Raw genomic sequence first — 25,115 nt, 5'->3', positions numbered from 1 at the left:
TCACGAGTCGGCGTCCTTTGCCACCATCAGCTGCGCCGCACGCTGCACCGCCGCCATGATCTCGACATGCGTGCCGCAACGGCACAGGTTGCCCGAGAGCTCGTTCCTGATCTGCGCATCGCTCGGATGCGGCTCGCGCGCGAGCAGCGCCGCCGCCTGCATCACCATGCCGTTCAAGCAGTAGCCGCATTGCGCGGCCTGCGCGTCCTCGAAACCTTGCTGGACCGGATGCCATTGCTCCCGCGAGCCCAGCCCTTCAAGCGTGGTGATGGCCCGTCCCGCAACCCCATGCGCCGGAATCACGCAGGCCCGCGCCGCCACGCCATCGACCCACACGGTGCAGGCGCCGCACTGGCCCAGGCCGCAGCCGTACTTGGGACCGTTCAGGCCCAGGTCGTTGCGCAGCACATGCAGGAGCGATGCCTCGCGCGGCACCGCGAGCGCGTGCGCGCGCCCGTTGACCTGCAGGGCGAAAGTCTCAGCGCTGGAGGCGTCCGTCACGTGTGTACATCTCCAGATCGACGAAGGTCGAGCCGTTGTGGTTCTTCGGCCCGTAGGCCACCGGGAACTCGCCGATGCGCGTGTCGCCCAGACTCTCGAGGGCCGTGACGAAGCTCTCGCGCGTGAGGTGGCGGCCGGCGCGCTTGAGCCCTTCGACGAACACGCGCGCGGCGATATAGCCCTCGAGCGCGGTGTAGCTGTCGATCTTCTCGCCGAACTCCGCGCGGTCGCGCCGGTAGTCGGCCACGATCGGCACGCGCACCAACTGCGGCGGCGGCACGATGCTGGCGGTGACCAGGCCTTCGAGCTTGCCGCCCAGGCGCTGTGCCGAACCGGCCGCGTCGGTGATGCCGACCGAGAGCGTGTAGAGCGGCGCAGCCGCACCACCGGCGCGGTAGTCGCGGATGAAGACCTCGCTCATGCGCCCGGCCATGATCATCACCACCGCGCCGGGCTTCGCCTTCGCCAGGCTCTCGCCGATGTCCTTGGCGTCGGTCGCCGCAATGGCCATCGGCAGCGCCTGCACCACCTTGACCTTGTATTCGGCCGCGAGCTGCTCGCAGGTCGCGAGGTTCGACTTGCCGAAGGCGCTGTCCTGGAACACCACGGCGATGTTGTGGATGCCGATGGTCGACAGGTGGCTGATGATCTTGCGCAGCTCCAGGTCGTAGCCCGCGCGCACATGGAACAGGTTGCGATTGAGCTTGGTGCGGAACGAGGTGGTGCCCACCAACGGCGCGAACATCGGCACGCCGGCCTTGTCGGCCAGCGGCATGGCCGCCACCAGGTTGCCGGTGGCGACGAAGCCCATCAGCGCGAACACCTTGTCCTCGTCGATCAGCTTGGCCGTGTTGACTGCCGTGCGCTGGGGCTCGTAGGCATCGTCGTAAGAGAGCAGCTCGATCTTGCGGCCGTTGACGCCACCGCCCTTGTTCACGCGGTCGAAGTAGAGCTTGATGCCGGCACGGTAGTCGTTGCCGAAATCCTGCGCCACGCCGCTGAAGACGGCCGATTGGCCGATGCGGATGCTGGTGTCGGTGACGCCGTTTTCGGCGGCGTGCGCGAAGGTCGAGAAGAAGGCGAGCGCGGCAGCGCAGCACGCCGCCGCGGCGCGTCGGGAGATGCGGGCCATCGCTCAGGCCACTTCGATGTCGGTGGACTGGATGCGCTTGACGCCCTTGGCCGCCATCTGCTTCCAGGCCGCGGCCAGCGAGCCGTTGAGGTCGATGGCGCGGGTCGCGTCCTCGATCACGTAGGCCTCGAAGCCGTGCTTGCGCGCATCGAGCGCGGTCCAGGCGACGCAGAAGTCGGTGGCCAGGCCGCTCACGAACACCGTCTTGATGCCGCGCTGCTTGAGGTAGCCGGCCAGGCCGGTCGCGGTCTTGCGGTCGGCCTCCTCGAAGGCCGAGTAGCTGTCGACGCCCTTGTGGAAGCCCTTGCGGATGATCACCTGCGCGGTCGGCAGCTTGAGGTCCTTGTGCAGCGCCGCGTCGTCCGTGCCCTGCACGCAGTGGTCGGGCCACAGCACCTGGTTGCCGTAGGCCAGCTTGATGCTGCTGAAGGGTTTCTGGCCCGGATGCGCGCTCGCGAAGGAGGCGTGGCCCTGCGTGTGCCAGTCCTGCGTGACGACGATGTTCTCGAAGGCCGTGGAGAGCTTGTTGATCACCGGCACCACCTCGGCCCCGCCCTTGACCGGCAGCGTCCCGCCGTCGACGAAGCAGTTCTGCACATCGACCACGATCAGGGCCGCGTTGGCCGCCGGCTTGATCTTCGCCGCAGCGATGAGCGGCGCCGAAAGTCCCGCGAGCCCCAGGGCTGCGGCGGACTGAAGAAAGGTTCTGCGGTGCGTGTTGTGCATGGTGTGCGCTCCTCGGGTTGAAATAATCCTGTGATCAGACGCTCAGGTACGCCCTGCGCACCTCGTCGTTGGCGGCCAGTTCGGCCATCGACGCCTGGTAGCGGATTTGTCCCTTCTCGAGCACGTAGGCGCGGTCGGACACGAGTTCGGCGAAGTGCATGTTCTGCTCCGACAGCAGGATGCTCACGCCCTGCGCCTTGAGCTCGAGGATCATGTTGGCCATCTGTTCCACGATCACGGGCGCCACGCCTTCGGAGGGCTCATCGAGCAGCACCAGGTAGGGGTTGCCCATCAGCGTGCGCGCCACGGTCAGCATCTGCTGCTCGCCGCCGCTCATGCGACCGCCCGGGCGGTTCGGCATCTCGCCGAGGTTGGGGAAGAGCTTGAACAGGCGTTCGGGCGTCCACAGCGGCGCGTCGCTGCCGTCGGCCCAGCGGCGCGCGGCCTGCTTGCCGACTTCGAGGTTCTCCATCACCGTGAGGTCGGTGAACACGCGCCGGTCCTCGGGCACGAAGCCCAGGCCCAGCTTGGCCGCGTGGTGCGGCTCGCTCTTCGAGATGTCGTGGCCCAGGAAGCGCACCGCGCCGCGGCGCTTGCTCAGCATGCCGATCAGCGCCTTGAGCGTGGTCGACTTGCCGGCGCCGTTGCGACCCATGAGCGCGACCACTTCGCCGCGTCGCACTTCGAGGTCGACGTCATAGAGGATCTGCGCGGCGCCGTACCAGGCACACAGGGCGTTGGCTTCCAACAACTGCTCATGCGAACTCATGCCGCCTCTCCCATCGCCGCGTTCACCGCGGCCGCCTTTTCGGCGATCTTCTCGAAGGTCTTGCCGCTGCCGAAGTACACCTCCTGCACCTTCGGATGGTCGCGGATCTCGAGCGGCTTGCCCTGCGCGATGAGGCGCCCGCGCGCCAGCACGATCATGCGGTCGGCGTACGCGAACACCACGTCCATGCTGTGTTCGGTGAAGAGCACCGCCATGCCGCGGTCGATCACCAGTTGCTTGGTCAATGCCATCAGCGAGTTGCGCTCCTTGGGGGCCATGCCGGCGGTGGGCTCGTCCATCAGCAGCAGCTTGGGACTGTTGGCCATCGCGATCGCGAGCTCGACGCGCTTGACATCGCCGTAGGCGAGCACGCTGCAGGGCCGGTCGGCCTGCGCCTTCATGCCGACCTGGTCGAGCAACGCCAGCGCCTCGTCGCGTTTGTGATCGGCGGCGCGGCGCCAGGTGGAGAAAAGTTTGTGGTCGTGCGAGAGCAGCGCCATCTGCACGTTCTCGACCACCGTGAGCGAGGCGAAGGTCTCGGCGATCTGGAAGGTGCGGCCCACGCCCATGCGCCAGATCTCGCGCGGCTTGCGGCCCACGAGTTCCTGGCCGTCGAGCAGGATCGATCCGCGATCGGCCTTCAACTGGCCGTTGACCATGTTGAAGGTGGTGGACTTGCCGGCGCCGTTGGGGCCGATCAGCGCGAGCAGCTCGCCGGGGGCGAGGTCGAAGCTGATGCCGTCGACGGCTTTGACGCCGCCGAAGGATTTGCCGAGTTCCGAAACTTTGAGGAGGCTCATGCTTCGGCCTCCTTCAACTTGCCGGCCGCGCCGCCGCGCCGCCGATCGAACAGCTGCTTGGTGAAGCCCGCGATCCCCTGCGGGAACAGCAGCACGAGCAGCAGGATGATCCCGCCCAGCATCGCGCGCCAGTAGTCGGTGTTGCGCGCCACCGTGTCGTGCAGCCAGGTGAAGGTGACGGCGCCCACCACCGGCCCTGCCAGCGTCTGGATGCCGCCCAAAAGCACCATCACCAGCCCGTCGACCGACTTGCCCACGCTCAGCGATTCGGGCGAGATGCTGCCCTTGGAGAACGCATACAACGCACCGGCCAGGCCCGCGGCTGTGCCCGCGATCACGAAGGCCACCCACTGCATGCGCTTGACGTCGATGCCGATCGCATCGGCCCGCAGCGTCGAGTCGCGCCCGGCGCGCAGTGCATAGCCGAAGGGCGAGAACAGCACGCGGCGCAGCCACAGCACGCCGATCGCCACCAGTGCGAGCGTGAGCCAGTAGTACACGTGTTTGTCCGAGAGCCACGCCGCCGGCCAGACGCCGGTGAGGCCGTTGCTGCCGCCGGTGAAAGTGTCCCACTGGTAGGTGATGGCCCAGGTGATCTGCGCAAACGCGAGCGTGAGCATCGCGAGGTAGACGCCCGACAGGCGCACCGCGAACCAGCCATAGACGAAGGCGCCGGCCGCCGCCACCAGCGGCGCGACGACGAGCGCGAGCTCCATCGGCATGCCGCTCGCGCGCACCAGCAGCGCGGCGCCGTAGGCCCCGAGCCCGAAGTAGGCCGCATGGCCGAAGGAATGCATGCCGGCCGGGCCCATGATGAAGTGCAGGCTGGTCGCGAACAGCGCAGCGATCATGAGGTCGATCATCAACACCGTCGTGTAGGGCGAGTCGGCCGTGATGAAGGGCATGGCTGCGAGCACGAGGCCGAACACGGCGGCCGCAATCAGGTAAGCCCTGCTCGGGCGACGCAGCGGCTCCTCCTGCATGCCCACATAGCGGCTCGGCGCCTGCGGCCGGCCGAACAGGCCCCAGGGGCGCCACACCAGCACCACCGCCATCACGAGAAAGTCGACCACCAGCGTGAGCTTGGAGAACGAGACACTGATGCCGAAGACATCGACCACGCCGAGCCAGATGCAGATCGCCTTGATCTCGGCGATCAGCAGCGCGGCCGCGTAGGCGCCGGGAATCGAGCCCATGCCGCCCACGACGACGACGACAAAGGCCGCGCCGATGGTGTTGAGGTCCATTTCGAGCGTGGCCGGTTCGCGCGGCAGCTGCAGCGCGCCGCCCAGGCCCGCGAGCAGCGCGCCGAGCGCGAACACGGCGGTGAACAGCCATGCCTGGTTGACGCCGAGCGCGCTGACCATCTCGCGGTCCTGCGTGGCGGCGCGCACCAGCGTGCCGAAGCGCGTGCGTGTGAGCAGCATCCAGACCAGGCCGAGCACCAGGGGGCCGACGACGATCAGGAACAGGTCATAGGAAGGAAACTGGCGTCCGAGGATCATCACCGAGCCCGAGAGGCCGGGCGCGCGCGGGCCCAGCAATTCGTCGGGCCCCCAGAACCACAGCACCGCGTCCTTGATCACCAGCACCAGCGCGAAGGTCGCGAGCAGCTGGAACAGCTCGGGCGCCTTGTAGATGCGGCGCAGCAGCACCACCTCGATCAGCGCGCCGAGCACGCCGACGGCAAGCGCGGCGATCACGAGCGCCGGCCAGAAGCCGAGTCCCGTGCCCAGCCGTTCGACCAGCGTATACGCCACGTAGATGCCCACCATGAAGAACGAGCCATGCGCGAAGTTCACGATCCGCGTGACGCCGAAGATCAGCGACAGGCCGGCCGCCACCAGAAACAGCGACGACGCACCGGCCAGGCCGTTGAGCAATTGAACAATGAACCCCGAGAAACTCATGGTGGACGTGCTCGATCAATCCGCAGTGCGCGATTTCTTCACGTCGGAGGCGGAAGGCTGGAACTTGGCGCCGTCGAAGTACTGGTAGTCGACCATCACGCCCTTGCCGTTGTCGTTCTTCGTCTTGCCGACGAAGGCGCCCATGGTCGATTGGTGGTCTTCGGGGCGGTAGAGGATCTTGCCGAAGGGCGTGTCCACCTGCAGGCCCTCGAAGGCGGCGACCAGCTTCGGCGTTTCGGTGCTCTTGGCCTTGGCGGCGCCGGCGGCGACCGACTTGATCATGGTGTAGCCCACCACCGAACCGAGGCGCGGATAGTCCTTGTACTTGTTGTGGTACGCGAGGAAGAAGGCCTTGTGCTCGGGCGTCTGGATGCCGTACCAGGGATAGCCGGTGACGATCCAGCCGTTCGGCGCCTCGTCCTTCAGCGGATCGAGGTACTCGGGTTCACCGGTCAGCACGCTCACCACTTCGCGGCCCTTGAACAGGCCGCGCGTGTTGCCTTCGCGCACGAACTTCGACAGGTCGGCGCCGAACAACACGTTGAAGATCGCATCGGGCTTGGCATCGGCCAGCGCCTGCACCACGCTGCCGGCATCGACCTTGCCGAGCGGCGGCGCCTGCTCGGCGACGAACTCCACATCGGGTTGCGCCGCCTTCAGCAGCTGCTTGAACGCGGCCACCGCCGACTGGCCGTACTCGTAGTTGGGGTAGACGATCGCCCAGCGCTTCTTCTTGAGCTTGACCGCTTCCGGCACCAGCATCGCGGCCTGCATGTAGGTGCCCGGGCGCAGGCGGAAGGTGTACTGGTTGCCGCCCTGCCAGGTCATCTTGTCGGTGAGCGGCTCGCCGGCCAGGAAGAAGAATTTTTTCTGCTTCGCGAAGTCGGCGACGGCCAGCCCGGTGTTGGACAGGAAGGTGCCGGTCAGCACGTCGATCTTCTCGCGCGAGATCAGCTCTTCGGCCACGCGCACCGCGTCGCCGGGGTTGGCGTTGTCGTCGCGCGTGATGAGCTCGATCTTCTTGCCGTTGACGCCGCCCTTGGCGTTGATCTCCTCGACCGCGAGCTCCATGCCCTTCTTGTAGGGCTCGAGGAAGGCGGGCTGGGCCTTGTAGCTGTTGATCTCGCCGATCTTGATCACGCCCTGCGCATGCGCGGGGACGAGTGCAGTGGCGAGCGTGGCGACAGCGGCCGCACTGAAGACATGACGCAGGGGGTTCATTGAAAGCTCCTTGGGGTCGAACGGAAGAGGAAATGCATGAAGTGGCAAGAGCGGCTCAGCGGAGGCCGTCTTCGCCCTTGATCTCGGAAACCTGCAGGCCGCCGATGCGCGGCAGCGGACGGCCGCTGTCGGTGACCGCCACCGCGACGACGATCTCGTTGGCGCGCGGCGCATCCGACACGCGGGCCTCGACGGCATCGAAGTGGCTGCGCACGAAGGCCGCGTCCTTGTGGCCCAGCGGCACGTCGATGGCGGTGCCGAGCGTGCCGCGCTTCTTGGCCGAGGGCACCAGCGCCGCGCCCTTCTCGACCGCCACGCGCAGCGGCGCGCCGAGCTTGGGATGCAGGATGGCCGCGGCATGCTCGAGTTCGCCGGACTCGCCGACGATCGCAGCCTTGCCGTAGCTCTGCACGCGGCCGGGCTCGATGCCCAGCGCGGCGACGGCCTTCTGGCCGAGCAGCGCACCCAGCTCTTCGCCGATGGCGATCAGTTCGTCCAGCGATTCGCTGTAGCGGCCTGCATAGGGGTTCTCGATCACCGCGATGGCGACGGCGCGGCGCGTGGGCGGCTCGATGCTTTGGCCCATTTCCTTGCGGGTTTCGTCGACCTGCACGACGAGCTTGCGGATGTTGGCGCTCATGGTTCTCTTTCCTTGTCTTGTCTCTGGATCAGGGATGGTGCGCTCAGCGCAGCCCGTCCCACTTGGCGATGTTTTCTGCGCGCAGGCCGCCGACGCGCTCATGCACGCGGTAGCCGGTGCTCATCGCGAGGATGAAGACGATCTCGTCGGACAGCGGCGCACCGGGCACGCGCACTTCGATCGCGTCGAACTGCCCGCGCACGTAGCTGGCATTGATGTTGGTGAGCGGCACATCGAGCGCCGCGCCGGGCGGCCCCACCTTCTTGGTGGAGGGCACGATCGAGAGCGCATTGCCGGGCTGCCCGGTCTTCTCCTCGGCCTTGCCCTGGCGATAGGCGTCGCGGTCGCCCTTCCAGCCGAGCAGCTCGCGCATCGCATAGCCGCCTGGCACATGCCACAGCGCGCCGTGCTCCAGCTCGCCGGCGGCGCCGACGATCGCGCCCTTTCCGTAGGTGGCGATCTGCTCGAGCGGCACGTCCATCGCGGCATGCAGGCGGTGCGCCATGTCGACGCCGACCGGATCCAGCAGGCTCATCATCGGCAGGATGTCGGGCTCGTAGCGGCCCGCGAAGGGATTGGTCAGCACCGCGCCGATGGCGCCGCGCACCAGCGGCGTTGCGGCGCGTGGACCGAACTCGTGGTGGATGTGCTCGACATGGGTGAAAACGCGACGTATATCGATCATGAAAAGAAGCCCCGCTTTTCGTTAAGCAAATACTGAACCAACTGCAGCGGCACGGGGCGGCCCCGCAATGGCCGAGACACCGGACGCATGCGAGCTTAAGGGCTCGACCATCGCCCATTGCCCCTGACAAACCAGCACGGCCGACCACACCAGCCCCGCGCGCTGCAAGGCCGCGGCGCGGGCCGCGCCCGCATCCAGTGCGCGGCGCACCTGCGCGGGCGCCAGCGGCTCCACGTCGGTCGTCACCGGGATGTCGCCCAGATCGCTGTCGTCCTTGCAGGCGCTGGCCGGCAGGCGATGGATGCCGGGGTCAACGACGTCGACCGCGTTGGCGATCACGGTGGCCGCGGCATCGGCTTCTGCCGCCGTGGCTGCGAGCACGGTCACGCTGTCGGCGATGCCGAGCGAAAAGCTGCGGCCGCGCCAGCCGCTGGTGGCGACGCCGCGCACCGGCATGCCGGCGCCGATCTCGAACTGGCCGTCGGTCGCGAGCGGGCCGCTGTCATGCAGGTCGAAACGCGCGAGATCGGCGAACAGGCCGACGCGCGCCGAATGACCGGGCGCCAGATGCAGCGCGATATCGCCGCCGTTGTTGATCCACGCGCGCTCGATGCCGGGGCGCTCGTAGCAGGCGATGAGTTCCTGCGCCACGGCACCGGCCACGGCGGCCATCGGCGTGATGAAGCCGGCACTGAACGGGGCACAGGCCTTCCACATGCGTTGCGCGATGGGGCCTTGCAGCGCGCATTCGGTGCCCACGGGCTGGCGCAGCAGCGGCAGTTCGGCCACCAGCTCTTCGAGCACGGCGCCGAAGCGCCGCCACGCGAGTTCGTGCGCGACGGCGACTTCGACCGCGTCACCGTGCGCTTCGGCCACGATGTCGATCGGGCCGTGGTTGAGATGCCAGCGGCCGCCGTCGAGCGCGGTGCGTTGGGCGGTCATGGGAATGAAGTCCGTTCAGCCCAGCATGGGCGGTTGACCGAGCGGCCAGGGATTCGCATCGTCCATGCGAAGCCATTGGCGCGCCAGCGGCGCACCGTCGTTCTGCCAGGCGCCGCGCGCCAGCGCTTGTTCGAGCGAGAACACATGCTCCATATGCCCACCCAGCGCCGCATAGTCCTCGCGCCGCATGCTGAACTCGATGGGCGCCACGATCGCGGGCGTGGGCACGGTGCCGAAGCTGTTGTCGGGCATGCGCAGCACGTCCACCATCACCGTGATGCCGCCGCCGGGCCACACATAGGCCGGCGCGCCGCCGCAGGTCACGTTGACCAGCGCGCGCTTGATGGCGCGCGTGAGCAGCACCGGGTTTTCGGTGACGCCGGCGCGCAAGGACCCGCCGGCGCCGCCGAGGAAGAGCACGCTGCACAGCGAGGGCTCGCAGTTCTCGCCGATGCGCTCGACGATGCGGCGCACTTCGGCGGGCATTTCCTGCTCGACCGGCTGCAGTTGATCGTCGAGCACGTACCACTGCGCATGTTCGCCGGTGGTGGAGGTCATCAGGAGACGCAGGCCCGGCTTGGCCACGCCCTCTTCCCAGCCCTCGATGATCGACAGCGGATCGTCGATGTCGGTGCCGCCCCAGCCGTTGCCGGGGTTCGCCACCTGGAAGTAGCGCCCGGGCGTGGACTTGCGCCCGCGCATCTGGATGCCCGAGGGCGGCATGTCGAGGCAGCGCCCGGCCTGGTGCTCGGTGAGCACGCCGGTGATGTGGTCGTCGACCACCACCACCTCGTCGGCCTGGCTGAAGAGCTGGCGCGCGAAGATGCCGACGGCCGCCGAGCCGCAGCCCACGCGCATGCGCTTTTCCTCCACGCCGTTGACGATGGGGGCCTTGCCGGCCTGGATCACCATGCTGGCGCCGCCGTCGATCACGCATTCGACCGCCTTCTTGTTGCCCAGCAGCTGCATCAGCTCGGCCGTCATGCGGCCCTCCTTCTTGCTGCCGCCGGTGAGATGGTGCACGCCGCCGAGCGAGAGCATCTGCGAGCCGTACTCGGCCGTGGTGACGTGGCCTACCACCTCGCCGCGGTAGCGCACGTTGGCCTGCTCGGCGCCGAGGAAGCGGTCGGTGTCGATCTTCACCTTGAAGCTGCAGTAGCTGAAGATGCCCTCGGTCACGACCGTGACCATGTCGACGCCCTGGGCTTTGGAAGCCACGATGAAGGGTGCGGGCTTGTAGTCGGGGTAGGTGGTGGAGGAGCCCACGCCGGTGACAAAGACCTCGTCGGCATGCAGGAGATCGCCTTGCCAGTCCGGGTCCGCTTCCGCGGGCGCCTGTTCGGCCGCCGGCCGCGCAAAAGGCACCAGCGCCGGCGATTCGCTCGCGAGTTCGCGCCGCAGCAGCAGCACCGGATCGACGCGCACCAGCACGCCCTCGCGGTTGGCATAGCGGTCGCAGGCGCCGGTGCGCCCCTCGGAGATCTGGCACAGCACCGGACAGGCGTTGCACTCGACCTTGCTGGTGCTCATGCGCTCGTTGCGCAGGGGCGAGCGGCCGCCGGCCTCGGGCAATACAGGCATGTCCATGCCGGGCAATCCGTCTGTCTTGGTGTGTTCGGTCATCGGGGGCTACTCTTGAAATCGGGGCCGATCGGATCTGCAACAACCGTGCCGGAAACCGGCTTGTATTGGACTCACGGTTTGTGTAGTATTCCCTACACTTTCATGTTGCAATCACTACATTGAAGGCCAATGTAGCAAACAGAATCGATGCTTGCAATGGTGTTTTCGCGGCGTCGCCGACAATCGGCAGGTTCCCTTTTCATTCATAACCATCCCTGATTCCTATGAGTGCATTCAGCGAAGAACGTGTGTTGAGCGTCCACCACTGGACCGACCGCCTGTTCACCTTCACCACCACGCGCGACCCGGCGCTGCGCTTTTCCAACGGCCACTTCACGATGATCGGCCTCAAGGTCAACAACAAGCCCTTGTTGCGCGCCTACAGCATCGTGAGCCCCAACTACGAGGAGCACCTGGAGTTCCTCAGCATCAAGGTCGAGGAAGGCCCGCTCACCTCCAGGCTGCAGCACGTCCAGGTGGGCGACACCATCATCGTGGGCCGCAAGCCCACCGGCACGCTCTTGATCGACTACACGCTGCCGGGCAAGCGCCTCTATCTGTTCGGCACCGGCACGGGTCTTGCACCGTTCATGAGCATCATCCGCGACCCGGACACCTACGAGAAGTTCGAGCAGATCATCCTGGTGCACGGCGTGCGCCAGATCGACGAGCTGGCCTACCACGACCTCGTGACCGACCACCTGCCCAAGCACGAGTTTTTGGGCGAGATGATCGAGAAGCAACTGCTCTACTACCCGACCGTGACGCGCGAGGAGTTCCGCAACATGGGCCGCATCACCGAGCTGATCGAGACCAACAAGCTGACCGACGACCTGGGTCTGCCGCCGCTCAATGCCGCGGAAGATCGCGTGATGCTCTGCGGCAGCCCGGGCCTCCTGGTGGACTTGAAGCACATCCTGGAAGCGCGCGGGTTCAAGGAAGGCAACACGTCGACCCCCGGCGATTTCGTCGTAGAACGCGCCTTCGCCGAGAAGTAAATGGCCAACGGCCGCAGCCTGCCCAAGCCGGCCACGCGCCGCACCGGCGTGCGCGAGGCCGCCGCGCAGGCCACGCGCGAGAGCATCCTGCGCGCGGCCACCAAGGTGTTCGCGAAGTACGGCTACGACGGCGGCAGCGTCGAGAAGATCTCGAAGGCCGCGAAGTCGTACGACCGCATGATCTATTACTACTTCGGCAGCAAGGAAGGCCTCTTCATCGCGGTGCTCGAGGGCATCTACCGGCGCATGGACGAGGCCGAGGCCGCGATCGACCTCGACGCATCGCGGCCGGTCGAGGCGCTGACGGCGGTGATCCGCTTCGTGCTCGGCTACTACCGCAAGAACCCCGAGTTCGTCACGCTGCTCAACACCGAGAACCTGCACAAGGGCCGGCACGTCGCGAAGTCGCTGCGCGCGCGCGAATACTCGTCGCGGGCGATCGCGATCATCCAGAAGCTGCTCGAAAGCGGCGTCGCGCAGGGGCTGTTCCGCGACGACGTGGCGGCGCGCGATCTCTACCTGCTGATCGCCTCCACCGGCTACTTCTACACATCGAACCGCCACACGCTGACCGCCTTCCTCGGCGAGCCGCTGGAGACGCCGGAAGCCGTGGCGCACTGGGAAGACTTCGTGATCGAAACCGTGCTGCGCACGGTCGACGCGGGCGCTTCCGACGAAGAAACCACCTCAACCTCACCCCACGAAGAGGCAAAGAAATGGCAGAAGTCGCAACCGGCGCAAAGTCGGGCAAGGTCGTCATCCGGAACATAGGTCTGTTGCTCTCGGGCGACATCGACAAGCCCATCCTGGACGCCGACACCCTGGTCGTGAACGACGGGCTGATCGTCGCGGTCGGCAAGGAAAAGGACTGCGATCTTGAAGGCGCGCAGACCGTGATCGACGCCAAGAAGACCTGCGTCGCCCCCGGCCTGATCGACAGCCACGTGCACCCGGTGTTCGGCGACTGGACGCCGCGCCAGAGCCAGCTTGGCTGGATCGATTCGACGATGAACGGCGGCGTGACCACGATGATCTCGGCCGGCGAAGTGCACCTGCCGGGCCGGCCCAAGGACATCGTGGGCGTGAAGGCCCTGGCCATCACCGCGCAGCGCGCCTTCGACAACTTCCGCCCCGGCGGCGTCAAGGTGCTGGCGGGCGCGCCGGTGCTCGAGAAGGGCATGGTCGAGAGCGACTTCAAGGAAATGGCCGAGGCCGGCGTGGGCCTGCTCGGCGAAGTGGGCCTGGGCTCGGTGAAGGCCGGCTACGAGGCCAAGGAGATGGTGGCCTGGGCGCGCAAGTACGGCATCCAGAGCACCATCCACACCGGCGGCCCCTCGATCCCCGGCTCGGGCCTGATCGACAAGGACGTGGTGCTCGAAGCCGATGCCGACATCATCGGCCACATCAACGGCGGCCACACCTCGCTGCCCGAGGCGCATGTGTGCGAGCTGTGCGAGAAGTCTTCGCGCGCGATCGAGATCGTGCACAACGGCAACGAGCGCGTGGCCATCGCGGCTGCCAAGGCGGCGTTGGACCTGAAGTGCCCGCACCGCGTGATCCTCGGCACCGATGGGCCGGCCGGCTCGGGCGTGCAGCCGCTGGGCATCCTGCGCATGGTGGCGATGCTGTCCTCGATCGCGAACATCCCGGCCGAGCTGGTGTTCTGCTTCGCGACCGGCAACACGGCGCGCATCCGCAAGCTCAACTGCGGGCTGATCGAGGTCGGCCGCGCGGCCGACTTCGTCTTCATGGACCGCGCGCAGCACACGGCCGGCAGGACGCTACTCGAAAGCGTGCAGCTCGGCGACATCCCGGGCGTCGGCATGGTGATGATCGACGGCATCGTGCGCTGCGGCCGCAGCCGCAACACGCCGCCGGCGACCGAGATTCCGGTGGTGGTGTCGGGGGTGCACTGACTGAACGAAGCGCGCGCGGCGATCAAATGGATCTGGATCCGTTCGTATGCGTCGATGAAACATCGTTCTCGGCCTCAAGACAAGAGGTCGTGAAGATGCGAGGCAAGCCCGCGAGAACGTGCCGAAACGGCGTCGGGCTCAATGAGCTCGACTACGACTCGGTGGTCTACCGTTTCCAGGACTGCGGTAGGTTGGAAGAGATCACCGCGCAAGCACCGGTCGTGAACATCGGCAATCTGTCAGTGCCGTTCACCGCACTTGCATCTTTCGTTCGAGCTACAGATCCGTCTGCGTTTGAGTAGGCAGGCCTTCTCATCACTCCCAAGTTCGGGCTTGCCTTCGATCCGGATGATCCGTTCTGGGTCACCGCTCTTGCCGCTCACTGCCTCGATTCATGGCGCGACTTAAGAAGCCGAGAACGGTCTGCTTGCGATTTCACGGCCACTATGGCTTTACCTCCACCGCAAACCCGGTCTTGGCCAGTGTCGACAATCGCGCCGCATCCCAGTTGGTCAAGTGAATGCAGCCATTGGTTTCCTGGTGACCGACGCGCGCGGGAGACGGCGTTCCGTGAATGCCCCAGTGCGGTTTCGAAAGTCCAATCCAGGTGCTGCCCACCGGATTGTTGGGGCCGGGCGGCACTTCGACCTTCTTCGCCTTCGCTGGCGCATTCTTGAGGAGCCCGGGATCGTAGGTGAAGGTCGGATTCTTCACTTCGTTGGTGATCTTCATCCTGCCGAGTTCCAAGGGATCAAGCCGCCCGCCGATACTGATCGGGAAGCCCGCCAGCGGCTTGCCGTCGCGGTCGAGCACGAAGAGCATGTGCTCGGACTTGTCGATCTCGATCGACGCCGCGGCTTTCACAACCGCTGGATCCGCAGCGCCGGCCACGTTGACAATCACGATCTCATCGCCGGCCCTGAAGCGCGCGCCCTTGTTCAGGTCCGCCAGCAGCTTCGGCGCCATGTGATGCTTCTCCGACAACGCTTCCTCGACGGATTCGTAGTCGAGCGATTTCAGCTTTGCCCTATCGGCCATGTCCTTTGGCGTCGCCGTGAAGGGCCCGGCAGCATCCCTCTCGGTGACGACGTATGCGGCGAACAAAGGCACGGTGTCGTTTCTGAGGGCCGTCCAGGTGGCGGCGTCCACCTTGCCGGTGGGGGCGATGCCGCTCGCCGTCTGGTACGCGGCCACCACACGCCGCATGTTTGCACCAAAGCCGCCGTCGATCTCGCCGGGCGAGAACCATGCGCGGTCAAGCAGGATCTGGGCACGAACCACCGCGGCGCCTCTGGCGCCCTGGGAAAGCATCGGCGTCTCAGTCGCCGCATTGAGCCGGTCCAATGCCCTGGGTTTCTGCGCATCGGAGGGGGCGGTCTTGGCTGCGGCCGATGTCTTGGCAGCGCAGGCCGCCCACGATGCACCGGATGCAGCGAGCGCCCCGGCAATCAGCAGGAACTTGCGGCGGGAAAAGGTCATCGAGCGATGCCTGCGCGAGCGGATGGAAGTAGCAGCGTATCCGCACCGCAGGCAGTCACTGTCGGCGTGCGTCCCGTAAGGGCGCAGTCCACAATCCAGGACGAAATATGGGAGGACGGCGTCTCCTGAAAATTCAGAGGCGATCCGGCCCAGCCCGGCAAGTCACGCGTGGCGCTACTCGGCCGCGCGATGCCGTGCTACTCGTTGTGACCGTGATCAGGCGACAGCACCCCTCACCGCTCGCGCCTCGACTTGAATATCAGGTGCCGCGCGGAAAGAAAGTTGAGCACCATCCCCGTCAGGCTGCCAAGCGCCACGCCGGCCGCCGGCGCCCATGGGCCGCTCAGCGTGTGCAGCACCAGCACATAGACGCCGTAGTTGACGAAGGCGCCGCCCAGCATGGTCAGCAGGTAGCCGAGGTATTCGCGCGCCAGCGATACCTCCGAATGCCGCGCGCTGAAGGCGTAGCGCCGGTTCAGCGCCCAGGTCGCCGTCGCGGCTGCGACGAAGGACAGCACCCGTGCCAGATACCAGCCGAGCACGGGGGCCGCGAGATACAGCACGCCGACATCGACGCCCAGGCCCGCCACGCCGGCGGCCGCGAAGAACAGGAACTCGCGGCCCGCCCTCATGGCCGGCCGCGATGGCGCACACCCGGGATGGAGAGATAGCGCAGCCGCTTGGCCTCCTGCCGCCCGATGGTCACGGTGTGCAGCACGATGCCGCAGACGAAGGCCAGCATCGCGGCCAGCATGGTGCCGGTCAGCAGCACGGCCGTCGGCAGGCGCGGTACCAGGCCCGTGTCGATGTAGGTAAGGGCCAGCGGCACGGCCGCCGCGAGCGAGGCCAGCGCCAGCACGGTCGCGATGCCCGAGAAGAAGAGCAGCGGCCGCTCGCTCACGAACAGCTTGCAGATGGTCTTGAGGATGCGCCAGCCGTCGCGGTAGGTCGAGAGCTTGCTGTGCGAGCCCTCCGGGCGCGAGCGGTAGCGCACCGGCAGTTCGGCGAAGGGCATGCGCAATTCCAGCGCATGGACCGTGAGCTCGGTCTCGATCTCGAAGCCCTCCGAGACGGCCGGGAAGGACTTGGCGTAGCGCCGCGAGAACACGCGCAGGCCCGAGAGCATGTCGGTGAGATGGCCGCCGAAGAGCCCCGCCACCGCGCCGGTCAGAAGGCGGTTGCCGAAGCGGTGCCCCGTTCGGTAGGTGTGGGCGTCGTGGCCGTCGTCGACGCGCGAGCCGACCACCATGTCGAGGTTGCCTTCGACCAGCGTGTCGACCAGGCGGCGCAGCTCGCCGAGGTCGTAGGTTGCATCGCCGTCGACCATCACGTAGATGTCGGCCTCGACGTCGGCGAACATGCGTCGCGCCACATTGCCCTTGCCGCGCAGCGCCACGTGCGTCACGCGCGCACCGGCGGCGCGGGCGACGGCCGCGGTGTCGTCGGTCGAGGCGTTGTCGAACACATGGACTTCGGCCTCGGGCAGGGCCACGCGGAACTCGTCCACCACCTGCGCGATGGCCAGTGCCTCGTTGAAGCACGGGATCACGGCGGCTATACGCAGTGCGGGCAGTGCGGGCAGTGCGGGCAGCGGGGCTGGACGCGGATCAGGGTGCTCGGTCATTCTTGTATTGCAGGATGCGATAGGCCTTGGCGCCGTCTTTCTCGTACATCAGGGCGAAATGATCGTCGAATCCAGGCTTGGTCGTGATCTGCGGCACCATCGTGTAGGGCATGACGATGGCCTCGAAGCCCAGTGCCGCGAGCTTGCGCGCCATCTCGGCCGGGGGAAGAGGAAGAAAGTCCGTGTAGCGCCACGGTCCCAGCGCGTCGCCCCAGATCGGGTTGGGCCCGTAGTAGATCGCCTCGCTCAGCGCGATCTGGTAGACGCGGCCGATGGCGTGCTCGCGCAGGTAGTTCATGACGGCATAGCCGGGCACGTTGGCCCGCAGGAAGGCCTCCCGCGTCTCGGGCGTCGGCGACACCTTGGTGAGCGCGCGCGCGGTATGCCGGACCGACACCGCCGCGAGCGCTGCCAGAAAGACAACGACGAAGAGACTGCCCGCGCGCGCCGGCCAGCCCACGCGGCCGGCTGCCGGCAGCAGCCAGCGCAGCCCCGCCACGATCCAGCCGAGCAGCACCTGCCAGCCCAGCACCGCAATCAGCGCGATCAGCGGGAACGAAGCCGTCAAGTAGCGCGGGTAGCGCGAGGTCAGCGCCCACACGAGCACCGAGTAGGCGCAGAAGATGATCGCGGCGTGCACGGCCGGCGAGCGCCGCCAGGCCTTGCTGAGAGGCGCGAGCACCACGGGCCAGATCAGGAGGCTGGGAAAGGCGGCATGGATGCGCACGTCGTCGAGCTGGTTCTTGTAGTCGGCCAGGTTCCAGTTGCTGAAGCCGAACAGCTTCGCGCCGATGGGATTGAAGGGATCGCCCGTCATCACGGCATTGCGCGCGTACCAGTAGATGCAGGGAACGAGAAAGCACAGCAGCGCGACGGCCCAGACGCCCGGGCGCCGTTCGCGGTGGATCACGAACGAGGCCACCAGCGGCAGGAAGGTCAGCGCCTGGTACTTGGAGCCCGCCGCGAGGCCGAGGAAGAAAGCCGCCAGCGCCAGCCAGCGCGGGCCCTGCTCCGGTGGCGATTCGCGCCACCACCACAGGGCCGTGCAGGCCGCCAGCACGAACAGCGCGACGCCCGTGTCGATCAAGGCGTTCGAATAGTCGCCCATGCCGAGCCAGATGGCGGCGCCCGCGCAGCCCAGCACGCGGTTCAGGTGCAGCACGCCCAGGCGGTAGACCATCCACACCGACAGCCAGCCGGCCAGCGCGTTCAGGAAATGCGCCAACACGTCGTCGCCGACCAAGAGCGCGGCGGCATAGAGCAGGTTGTAGTTGTACGGAAACCAGGGATAGCGCAGCCACTCATGGATGCCGAGAGAGCCGCTTTGCGCCACCTCGCGCGCATACGGCAGGTGGTACATCAACTCGTCGAAGGCGGCCGGCGGCGCCAGCGGCGCCAGCAGCGTCGGCAGCGCGACCAGCGCCAGCGCGACCAGGCCCGCCTTGTCGACCCATGACAGGGGCAGCCCCGGGTCGAAGGCGCGCACCTCCCGCCTCCATGCCGGAAACTGCACGCACGCCGCCGCAAAGCCGATCGCGGCCAGCAGCAGCACGCCGGCGGTGTCGAACGCGCCCGCGATGCCGAGCAGCTGGAACGCGCAGATGAAGACCCCGACGCCGAGCGCGGTGGCCATCGCGGTCTCGAGCCAGACGTCGTGGCGCACCGGCGAACCCATGCGCGACTGCACCACCCGCCCGAAGCCCCAGCAGCCGGCAACGAAGATCGCCAGCGCCGCATAGTGCGCGGCAGCAAACATCAGTTTCTGAAGCATCAGAGATTGGGGGCCAGCAGCCGCTCGAGATCCGCTTCGCTCTGCTTGCGTCGCGCTGCCTGATCCTGCAACTGGTCGTGCCCGATCTTGCCGACGTTGAAGTAGGTCGCCTCAGGATGGCTCAGGTAGAAGCCGCTGACACTGGCGGCGGGCATCATGGCGAGGCTCTCCGTCAGGGTCATCCCAATGTCCGCGCAGTTCAGGAGGTCGAACATCGGCCGCTTCACGCTGTGGTCGGGGCAGGCCGGATAGCCCGGCGCGGGGCGGATGCCGCGGTACTTCTCGCCGATCATGTCCTCGTTGCTCAAGCCCTCGTCGGGCGTATAGCCCCAGAGATCGGTGCGCACGCGGTGATGCAGCGCTTCGGCGAAGGCCTCGGCCAGCCGGTCGGCCAGCGCCTTGAGCATGATGGCCGAGTAGTCGTCGAGGTCGTCGACGAAGTACTTCTCCTTCTTCTCGACGCCGAGCCCGGCGGTGACGGCGAACATGCCGACGTAGTCCTTCAGGCCGCTCTCGCGCGGCGCGACGAAGTCGGCCAGGCAGCGGCTCGGGCGCATGACGCCTTCGATGGCCTGCTTCTCGGTCTGCTGGCGCAACCCGTACCAGGTGAGCGCGGCTTCGGTGCGCGATTCGTCGGTGTAGAGCACGATGTCGTCGTCGTTCTCGGTGTTGGCGGGCCAGAAGCCGATCACGCCGCTGGCGCTGAGCCAGCGCCCTTCGATCAGCCGCTTGAGCATGCGCTGGCCGTCGGCATACACGCGCACGGCCTCGGTGCCGACCACCTCGTCCTTCAGGATCGCCGGGAACGGGCCCGCGAGGTCCCAGGTCTGGAAGAACGGCCCCCAGTCGATGTACTTCGCGAGCTCGGTCAGGTCGAAGTTCTTGAACACGCGCCGGCCGATGAACTTCGGCACCGGCGGCAGGTAATTCGACCAGGCTATCGGCGTCTTGTTGGCGCGCGCCTTCGCCAGCGGCCACAGCGGCGTCTGCTTCTTGTTGGCGTGCTGGTGGCGGACCTTGTCGTAGTCGGCGTTGATCTCGTCGATGTAGGCCGCCGCCTGGTCGGACAGCAGCGACTGCGCCACGCTCACGCTGCGCGAGGCATCCGGCACGTAGACCACCGGCCCTTCGTAGTGCGGCGCGATCTTCACCGCCGTGTGCACGCGGCTGGTGGTGGCGCCGCCGATCAGCAGCGGGATCTTCTTGATGCGGAAATGCTCGTCCTTCTGCATCTCGCCGGCGACGTATTGCATCTCCTCGAGGCTGGGCGTGATCAGGCCCGACAGGCCCACGATGTCCGCGCCCTCGACCTTGGCGCGCGCCAGGATCTCGTGGCACGGGACCATCACGCCCATGTTCACCACCTCGAAGTTGTTGCACTGGAGCACGACGGTCACGATGTTCTTGCCGATGTCGTGCACGTCGCCCTTGACGGTGGCGATGATGATCTTGCCCTTGGTGCGCACGTCGCGGCCCGCGGCTTCGTCCTGGCGCTTCTCTTCCTCGATGTAGGGAATGAGGTGGGCCACGGCCGACTTCATCACGCGCGCCGACTTCACCACCTGCGGCAGGAACATCTTGCCCTGGCCGAACAGGTCGCCGACGATGTTCATGCCGTCCATCAGCGGGCCTTCGATCACGTGCAGCGGCCGGCCGCCCTTGGCCAGGATCTGCTGGTAGGCCTCTTCGGTGTCCTCGACGATGAAGTCGGTGATGCCGTGCACCATCGCATGCGAGAGCCGCTGGTTCACGTGCACCGGGTGCTCGGGCGTGCCGCGCCACTCGAGCTTCTTGCTCTCGTCCTTGGCGCCGCTCTTGGCGGTTTCGGCCACTTCGACCAGGCGCTCGCCGGCGTCGGGGCGGCGGTTCAGCACCACGTCTTCCACGCGCTCGCGCAGCTCGGGTTCGAGGTCGTCGTAGACGCCCACCATGCCGGCGTTGACGATGCCCATGTCCATGCCCGCCTTGATCGCGTGGTAGAGGAACACGGTGTGGATCGCTTCGCGCACCGGGTCGTTGCCGCGGAAGCTGAAGCTCACGTTCGAGACGCCGCCCGACACCTTGGCGCCCGGCAGGTTTTCCTTGATCCAGCGCGTGGCGTTGATGAAGTCGACCGCGTAGTTGTTGTGCTCCTCGATGCCGGTGGCGATCGCGAAGATGTTGGGGTCGAAGATGATGTCCTCGGGCGGGAAGCCGATCTCGTCGACCAGGATGCGGTAGGCGCGCTCGCAGATCTCGATCTTGCGTTCGTAGGTGTCGGCCTGGCCCTGCTCGTCGAAGGCCATCACGACCGCGGCCGCGCCGTAGCGGCGCAGCAGCGTCGCGTGGTGCTTGAACTGGGCCTCGCCCTCCTTCATGCTGATCGAGTTGACGATGCCCTTGCCCTGGATGCAGCGCAGGCCGGCTTCGATGACCTCCCACTTGGAGCTGTCGATCATGATCGGCACGCGCGCGATGTCGGGCTCGCTGGCGATCAGGTTCAGGAAGCGCACCATTGCGGCCTTGCTGTCGAGCATGGCCTCGTCCATGTTGATGTCGATCACCTGCGCGCCGTTCTCGACCTGCTGGCGCGCGACCGCCAGCGCTTCCTCGAACTGGCCGTTGAGGATCATGCGGGCGAAAGCCTTGGAGCCGGTGACGTTGGTGCGCTCGCCGATGTTGACGAAGAGCGTGCCTTGGCCGATCTGCACCGGCTCGAGGCCGGACAGCTTCATCGGAGGAACCGGGAGAACAGGGACGGAAGACGGATCGGAGGACATGGGCTCACCTGCGGAACGTGGGTCAGGCGAGCGTCGTTGCAAGCCCAAGCCTGACGCGGACGCTTCGGATGGAAGGTACCGCGCTGCAACGCTCCTTGGGAGCCGCGGATTTTACGCCGGCTGGGCCACGCCGGCGGCCGATGCGGGCAGGCCGAACAGCAGGTCGAAGGCCCAGTTGAAGACGAAGGTGTAGACCAGGAAGAACACCACCAGGCCCAGGTCCATCACCAGCGCCTGCCACAGGCTCACCTCCATCCACCAGGCGAAGACCGGCACCAGGAAGGCGACCAGGCCGCCCTCGAAGCCGATCGCGTGGGCGACGCGGCGGCGCAAGCTGCGGCCGCGCACGGCCTGGCGCGACTCCCAGCGCTCGAACAGGGTGTTGAAGGCGAGGTTCCAGAGGATCGCGATGACCGAGGCGATGACGGCCAGCACGCCCGAGTGGCCCATGCCCTGCCCCGACATCAGCGCCAGTCCGGCGCTGGCCGCGACGATGGCGAGACCTTCGTAGAGCGTGATGTAGACGACGCGGCGCTTGAGCCCTTGCATGAAATCTTCCTGTTTGGATTGGCGGTTTGGCCCCTACTTTATGTGCGCTCATCTGATATAAAAAGTCATCTTCTTTCAGAATTATTGAAAGGCCGTTGCCATGAGTTTTTCCAGCGACAACGTGCACGTGTTTCTGGCCGTGCTCGACCACGGCTCCTTCTCGGCCGCCGCGCGGGCGCTCGGCCGCGTGCCCTCGGCGGTGAGCATGGCGATCGCGAACCTCGAGGCCGAGCTGGACCTGCCGCTCTTCGACCGCGGCGGCCGCGAGCCCCAGCCGACGGCCGCGGCGCGTTCGCTGGAGCCGCAGGCGCGGCTGCTCGCCGCGCAGCTCAAGCAGCTGCAGGTGCAGGCGCTGGCGCTGACGCAGGGCCTGGAGAACCGGCTCACGCTCGCGATCGCGCCCGAGCTGCTGGCCGCGCCGTGGAGCGCGCCGCTGGCCGCGCTGGCGCGGGAATACCCGCTGCTGGAAGTCGAGGTGCTGGCGGCGCCGCAAGCCGATGCGCTGGCGCTGCTGCACAGCGGCCGCGCGCAGTTGGCGCTGGTCTTCGAGCGGCCCAGCCTCGACGGCCGCGAGGGCTTTCAGGAAGTGGCCAGCGACACCATGGTGGCCGTGATGGCGCCCGACCATCCGGTGCTGGCCGCGGCCGGCGGCCGGCTGCGCGAGGAGCACCTGACGACCACGCGCCAGATCGTGGTGGCCGGGCGCGATCTCGCGACCAGCGACCCGCGCTTCGTCTTTGCGCGCCATGTCTGGCGCACCGACAACGCCTTGGCCGCGCTGAGCCTGATCACGGCCGGCCTGGGCTGGGGCTGGCTGCCGCGCAATTTCGCGCGGCCGCACGTGGCGGCCGGCGCGCTGGTGGAGATTCCGTTCGAGAACCTGTCGAACGGGCTCGACCTGTGGGTCGACGTGGTGTGGTCGCGCGAGCGCCCGCTGGGCCTGGGCGCGCAGCGCTTCGTCGCGCTGATCGCGCGCAAGAAAAAGCCCTAGAGCGCTACAGGCCGCCGCCTGGCCTGCTGTCCCCCGGCGTCGTGCCGGGCGGCGCGCGGTTGATCCGGTCCAGTTGCCTTTGCCGCGCCTCGGCGCCGGGCAGGGCAGCCGGCGGACGAACGCCCGGCTGGCCCGGATTCATGGCCGGCGGACGTCCCGGATGCACGTCCGGTGGACGACCCGGATGCACGTCCGGTGGACGACCCGGATGCACGTCCGGCGGTCGGCCCGGATGCACGTTCGGCGGGCCGGCGTGCTCCGGCGGTCGGAAACCGCGGTCGGGACGCGGCGGCCGGACACCGTGATCCGGCGGTGGCTGCTGCCCTGGCGAAGGCCGCCAGCCCGGCTGCGGCTGCGGACGGAAGCCCGGTCCCGGATGCGCGTAGCCGGGGTCGCGCCACGGATTGGGCCGCCAGTCCGGCCGCGGCGCCGGCACCGGGCGCCAGCCGGCGACGGGCGGCGGCGGATGGTGGTCGCCCCACCAGCGCCGCTCGCCGTACCAGGGGCGGTCGCGGTAGTGGTTGCTCCAGTAGTTGCCGATCGTGAAGCCGACGATCGGCACGCCGATGATGGCGCCGTAGGTGGCCAGGGGCACGCGCCGGTCATCATCGTAGGCGTAGTCGATGTTGGCGGCATAGACCCAGCCGCGCAGCCCGTCGGGCAGCACCACGTCGCACCATGCATAGCCGCTGGTGCAGCCGAGCACCTCGAAGGGCTGGCCATGGCCGAGTCGCGCCACCAGCGGGTAGTCGCCCGAGGGGCCAGCACGCAGATTGACCGTGCCGCGGGCGAAGGCCTCCTGCGCCGCCGCGGCGACCGGCAGAACCAGGGCGATGGTGCCGATGCCGATCCATCGCTGGACGAGCTTGTTCATGGGATGTTCCTTTGCGCTCAGGCTACGCGCGCTCGACATGTTGTCAATCAGCCACGGCCTACCCTCAGCAACGGCCAGCCGCGCAAAGACGTGCACCGCCAGGGTGCTTCTTTACCTCAGGCCGCTTCGGGATACGCGGCCGCGCGATGCAGCGTGCGCCCCGCGAGCGGCGCCACCGAGCGCCCGATGGCGGCAATGTGGTCGGGCGTGGTGCCGCAGCAGCCGCCGACGATGTTGACCAGCCCCTCGGCCGCGAACTCGTGCAGCAGGCGCGAGGTGACCTCGGGCGTTTCGTCGAAGCCGGTTTCGCTCATCGGATTGGGCAGGCCGGCGTTGGGGTAGCAGCTGATGAAGGTGTCGTCGGCCACGCGCGCCAGTTCCTGGATGTAGGGCCGCATCAGCGCCGCGCCCAGCGCGCAGTTGAGGCCGATGGCCAGCGGCCGCGCATGGCGCACGCTGTGCCAGAAGGCGGTCACGGTCTGGCCGCTGAGGATGCGGCCGGAGGCGTCGGTCACGGTGCCGCTGATGACGAGCGGCAGGCGCTCGCCGCTGGCCTCGAAGTACTCGTCGATCGCGAACAGCGCGGCCTTGGCGTTGAGGGTGTCGAAGATGGTTTCGACCAGCAGCACGTCAGCGCCGCCTTCGACCAGCGCCTCGACCTGCTCGTAATAGGACGCGCGCAGCTCCTCGAAGCTCACGTTGCGCGCGCCGGGGTCGTTCACGTCGGGGCTGATGCTGGCGGTCTTGGGCGTCGGGCCGAGGGCGCCGGCCACGAAGCGCGGTTTGTCGGGCGTGCTGAACTTGTCGCAGGCGGCGCGCGCGATGCGGGCCGATTCGAGGTTCATCTCGCGCGCCAGCTCGGCCATCTTGTAGTCCTCCTGCGCGATGCGGGTCGCGCCGAAGGTGTTGGTCTCGATCAGGTCGGCGCCGGCGGCCAGATAGCCTTCGTGGATGTCGCGGATCACGTCGGGGCGGGTCAGCGAGAGCAGCTCGTTGTTGCCCTTGACGTCGCGCGGAAAGTCCTTGAAGCGCTCGCCGCGGTACTGGGCCTCGCTGAGCTTGAAGCGCTGGATCATCGTGCCCATCGCACCGTCGAGGATGGCGATGCGTTCGGCCAGGATGCCGGGCAGTTGCTGGGCGCGGGTGTAGACGAGGGGCTTCATGCCCCGGATTGTAGAAAGCGCGCCATGGCCCGGCCCGTGGGC

The 25,115-nt window shown here is 67.4% G+C and carries 24 protein-coding genes and 1 riboswitch; of the genes, 5 read left to right on the top strand and 19 right to left on the bottom strand.

All coding sequences use genetic code 11. The features are described 5' to 3' along the window. Genes ACSQ9I_RS01565 through ACSQ9I_RS01515 form a run of 11 tightly spaced genes read right to left on the bottom strand, consistent with a single transcriptional unit; the run spans nucleotide 1 to nucleotide 10,949 of the window. Nucleotides 1-501: a (2Fe-2S)-binding protein gene (locus ACSQ9I_RS01565; RefSeq protein WP_093104332.1), complete on the bottom strand. Its 501-nt coding sequence runs from the start codon at nucleotides 499-501 to the stop codon at nucleotides 1-3. Next, on the bottom strand, nucleotides 479-1,633 hold the full coding sequence (locus ACSQ9I_RS01560; RefSeq protein ID WP_436312057.1) for an ABC transporter substrate-binding protein: 1,155 nt from the start codon (nucleotides 1,631-1,633) through the stop codon (nucleotides 479-481). The genes ACSQ9I_RS01565 and ACSQ9I_RS01560 overlap by 23 nt, the downstream gene beginning before the upstream one ends. A gap of 3 nt (nucleotides 1,634-1,636) precedes the next feature. Next, entirely contained in the window at nucleotides 1,637-2,359 is a 723-nt protein-coding gene (gene pncA, locus ACSQ9I_RS01555; protein WP_436302451.1) for a bifunctional nicotinamidase/pyrazinamidase, read from the bottom strand. Between the two features lie 34 nt (nucleotides 2,360-2,393). Further along, nucleotides 2,394-3,128: an ABC transporter ATP-binding protein gene (locus tag ACSQ9I_RS01550; RefSeq protein ID WP_093104338.1), complete on the bottom strand. Its 735-nt coding sequence runs from the start codon at nucleotides 3,126-3,128 to the stop codon at nucleotides 2,394-2,396. Continuing rightward, on the bottom strand, nucleotides 3,125-3,928 hold the full coding sequence (locus ACSQ9I_RS01545; RefSeq protein ID WP_436308366.1) for an ABC transporter ATP-binding protein: 804 nt from the start codon (nucleotides 3,926-3,928) through the stop codon (nucleotides 3,125-3,127). The genes ACSQ9I_RS01550 and ACSQ9I_RS01545 overlap by 4 nt, the downstream gene beginning before the upstream one ends. After that, a complete protein-coding gene (locus tag ACSQ9I_RS01540; RefSeq protein ID WP_436312056.1) occupies nucleotides 3,925-5,838 on the bottom strand; it encodes an ABC transporter permease in 1,914 nt (637 codons plus the stop codon). Before ACSQ9I_RS01540 ends, ACSQ9I_RS01545 begins: the two co-directional genes overlap by 4 nt. Nucleotides 5,839-5,853: 15 nt before the next feature. Next, entirely contained in the window at nucleotides 5,854-7,059 is a 1,206-nt protein-coding gene (locus tag ACSQ9I_RS01535) for an ABC transporter substrate-binding protein (RefSeq protein WP_436312055.1), read from the bottom strand. A gap of 55 nt (nucleotides 7,060-7,114) precedes the next feature. Continuing rightward, a complete protein-coding gene (locus ACSQ9I_RS01530) occupies nucleotides 7,115-7,699 on the bottom strand; it encodes an amino acid synthesis family protein (protein ID WP_093104344.1) in 585 nt (194 codons plus the stop codon). Nucleotides 7,700-7,742: 43 nt separating this feature from the next. Next, the gene (locus tag ACSQ9I_RS01525; protein ID WP_436292342.1) at nucleotides 7,743-8,384 is read right to left on the bottom strand and encodes an amino acid synthesis family protein; all 642 of its coding nucleotides are present in this window, start codon (nucleotides 8,382-8,384) and stop codon (nucleotides 7,743-7,745) included. A 21-nt stretch (nucleotides 8,385-8,405) separates the two neighbouring features. Then, nucleotides 8,406-9,326, bottom strand: a complete 921-nt coding sequence (locus ACSQ9I_RS01520) for a UPF0280 family protein (RefSeq protein ID WP_436312054.1) — start codon at nucleotides 9,324-9,326, stop codon at nucleotides 8,406-8,408. Between the two features lie 15 nt (nucleotides 9,327-9,341). Beyond that, complete coding sequence (locus ACSQ9I_RS01515; protein ID WP_093104349.1) at nucleotides 9,342-10,949, bottom strand: 6-hydroxynicotinate reductase; 1,608 nt, start codon at nucleotides 10,947-10,949, stop codon at nucleotides 9,342-9,344. 224 nt (nucleotides 10,950-11,173) lie between these two features. On the opposite strand from ACSQ9I_RS01515, the gene ACSQ9I_RS01510 reads away from it, so the two are divergent. From ACSQ9I_RS01510 to ACSQ9I_RS01495, 4 genes are read left to right on the top strand one after another with little or no spacing between them, the layout of a single operon-like run. Next, nucleotides 11,174-11,947 (top strand): ferredoxin--NADP reductase, encoded by a 774-nt coding sequence (locus tag ACSQ9I_RS01510; protein ID WP_093104350.1) that lies wholly within the window; start codon nucleotides 11,174-11,176, stop codon nucleotides 11,945-11,947. Further along, entirely contained in the window at nucleotides 11,948-12,718 is a 771-nt protein-coding gene (locus ACSQ9I_RS01505; RefSeq protein WP_436302446.1) for a TetR family transcriptional regulator, read from the top strand. After that, nucleotides 12,664-13,863 carry an amidohydrolase family protein gene (locus ACSQ9I_RS01500; RefSeq protein WP_436308363.1) on the top strand — a complete coding sequence of 400 codons (1,200 nt, stop codon included), beginning with the start codon at nucleotides 12,664-12,666 and terminating at the stop codon, nucleotides 13,861-13,863. Before ACSQ9I_RS01505 ends, ACSQ9I_RS01500 begins: the two co-directional genes overlap by 55 nt. Before the next feature lie 26 nt (nucleotides 13,864-13,889). Beyond that, a complete protein-coding gene (locus tag ACSQ9I_RS01495; protein WP_436308362.1) occupies nucleotides 13,890-14,165 on the top strand; it encodes a hypothetical protein in 276 nt (91 codons plus the stop codon). 142 nt (nucleotides 14,166-14,307) lie between these two features. Here the strand turns inward: ACSQ9I_RS01495 and ACSQ9I_RS01490 are convergent, their stop codons facing one another. The 6 genes from ACSQ9I_RS01490 to ACSQ9I_RS01465 all read right to left on the bottom strand — a co-directional run bounded on the left by ACSQ9I_RS01490 (nucleotide 14,308) and on the right by ACSQ9I_RS01465 (nucleotide 22,045). Beyond that, the gene (locus ACSQ9I_RS01490; RefSeq protein WP_436312053.1) at nucleotides 14,308-15,342 is read right to left on the bottom strand and encodes a L,D-transpeptidase family protein; all 1,035 of its coding nucleotides are present in this window, start codon (nucleotides 15,340-15,342) and stop codon (nucleotides 14,308-14,310) included. A gap of 233 nt (nucleotides 15,343-15,575) precedes the next feature. Continuing rightward, nucleotides 15,576-15,974: a GtrA family protein gene (locus ACSQ9I_RS01485; protein ID WP_436302442.1), complete on the bottom strand. Its 399-nt coding sequence runs from the start codon at nucleotides 15,972-15,974 to the stop codon at nucleotides 15,576-15,578. Beyond that, the gene (locus tag ACSQ9I_RS01480; RefSeq protein ID WP_436312052.1) at nucleotides 15,971-16,966 is read right to left on the bottom strand and encodes a glycosyltransferase family 2 protein; all 996 of its coding nucleotides are present in this window, start codon (nucleotides 16,964-16,966) and stop codon (nucleotides 15,971-15,973) included. The genes ACSQ9I_RS01485 and ACSQ9I_RS01480 overlap by 4 nt, the downstream gene beginning before the upstream one ends. Then, nucleotides 16,950-18,737 (bottom strand): ArnT family glycosyltransferase, encoded by a 1,788-nt coding sequence (locus ACSQ9I_RS01475; RefSeq protein WP_436312051.1) that lies wholly within the window; start codon nucleotides 18,735-18,737, stop codon nucleotides 16,950-16,952. The genes ACSQ9I_RS01480 and ACSQ9I_RS01475 overlap by 17 nt, the downstream gene beginning before the upstream one ends. After that, nucleotides 18,737-21,496, bottom strand: coding sequence for a methionine synthase (gene metH / locus ACSQ9I_RS01470; RefSeq protein WP_436302439.1), 2,760 nt, complete (start codon nucleotides 21,494-21,496; stop codon nucleotides 18,737-18,739). The genes ACSQ9I_RS01475 and metH overlap by 1 nt, the downstream gene beginning before the upstream one ends. A gap of 21 nt (nucleotides 21,497-21,517) precedes the next feature. Further along, nucleotides 21,518-21,597: riboswitch (S-adenosyl-L-homocysteine riboswitch) on the bottom strand. A gap of 10 nt (nucleotides 21,598-21,607) precedes the next feature. After that, nucleotides 21,608-22,045: a PACE efflux transporter gene (locus ACSQ9I_RS01465; protein WP_093104361.1), complete on the bottom strand. Its 438-nt coding sequence runs from the start codon at nucleotides 22,043-22,045 to the stop codon at nucleotides 21,608-21,610. A gap of 100 nt (nucleotides 22,046-22,145) precedes the next feature. Here ACSQ9I_RS01465 and ACSQ9I_RS01460 point away from each other — a divergent pair, with 100 nt between their 5' ends. Further along, entirely contained in the window at nucleotides 22,146-23,036 is an 891-nt protein-coding gene (locus ACSQ9I_RS01460; RefSeq protein ID WP_093104362.1) for a LysR family transcriptional regulator, read from the top strand. A gap of 4 nt (nucleotides 23,037-23,040) precedes the next feature. Here the strand turns inward: ACSQ9I_RS01460 and ACSQ9I_RS01455 are convergent, their stop codons facing one another. Both ACSQ9I_RS01455 and ACSQ9I_RS01450 read right to left on the bottom strand, forming a co-directional pair. Further along, nucleotides 23,041-23,910, bottom strand: coding sequence for an SH3 domain-containing protein (locus tag ACSQ9I_RS01455; protein WP_436308358.1), 870 nt, complete (start codon nucleotides 23,908-23,910; stop codon nucleotides 23,041-23,043). Nucleotides 23,911-24,026: 116 nt separating this feature from the next. Continuing rightward, entirely contained in the window at nucleotides 24,027-25,073 is a 1,047-nt protein-coding gene (locus ACSQ9I_RS01450) for a homocysteine S-methyltransferase family protein (RefSeq protein WP_436312050.1), read from the bottom strand. Between the last annotated feature and the right edge of the window lie 42 nt (nucleotides 25,074-25,115).

Origin of the sequence: Variovorax sp. LjRoot84 (genome assembly GCF_964254305.1) — a bacterium.
Classification (GTDB): domain Bacteria; phylum Pseudomonadota; class Gammaproteobacteria; order Burkholderiales; family Burkholderiaceae_C; genus Variovorax.
This window is presented reverse-complemented; position numbering and strand designations above follow the sequence as displayed.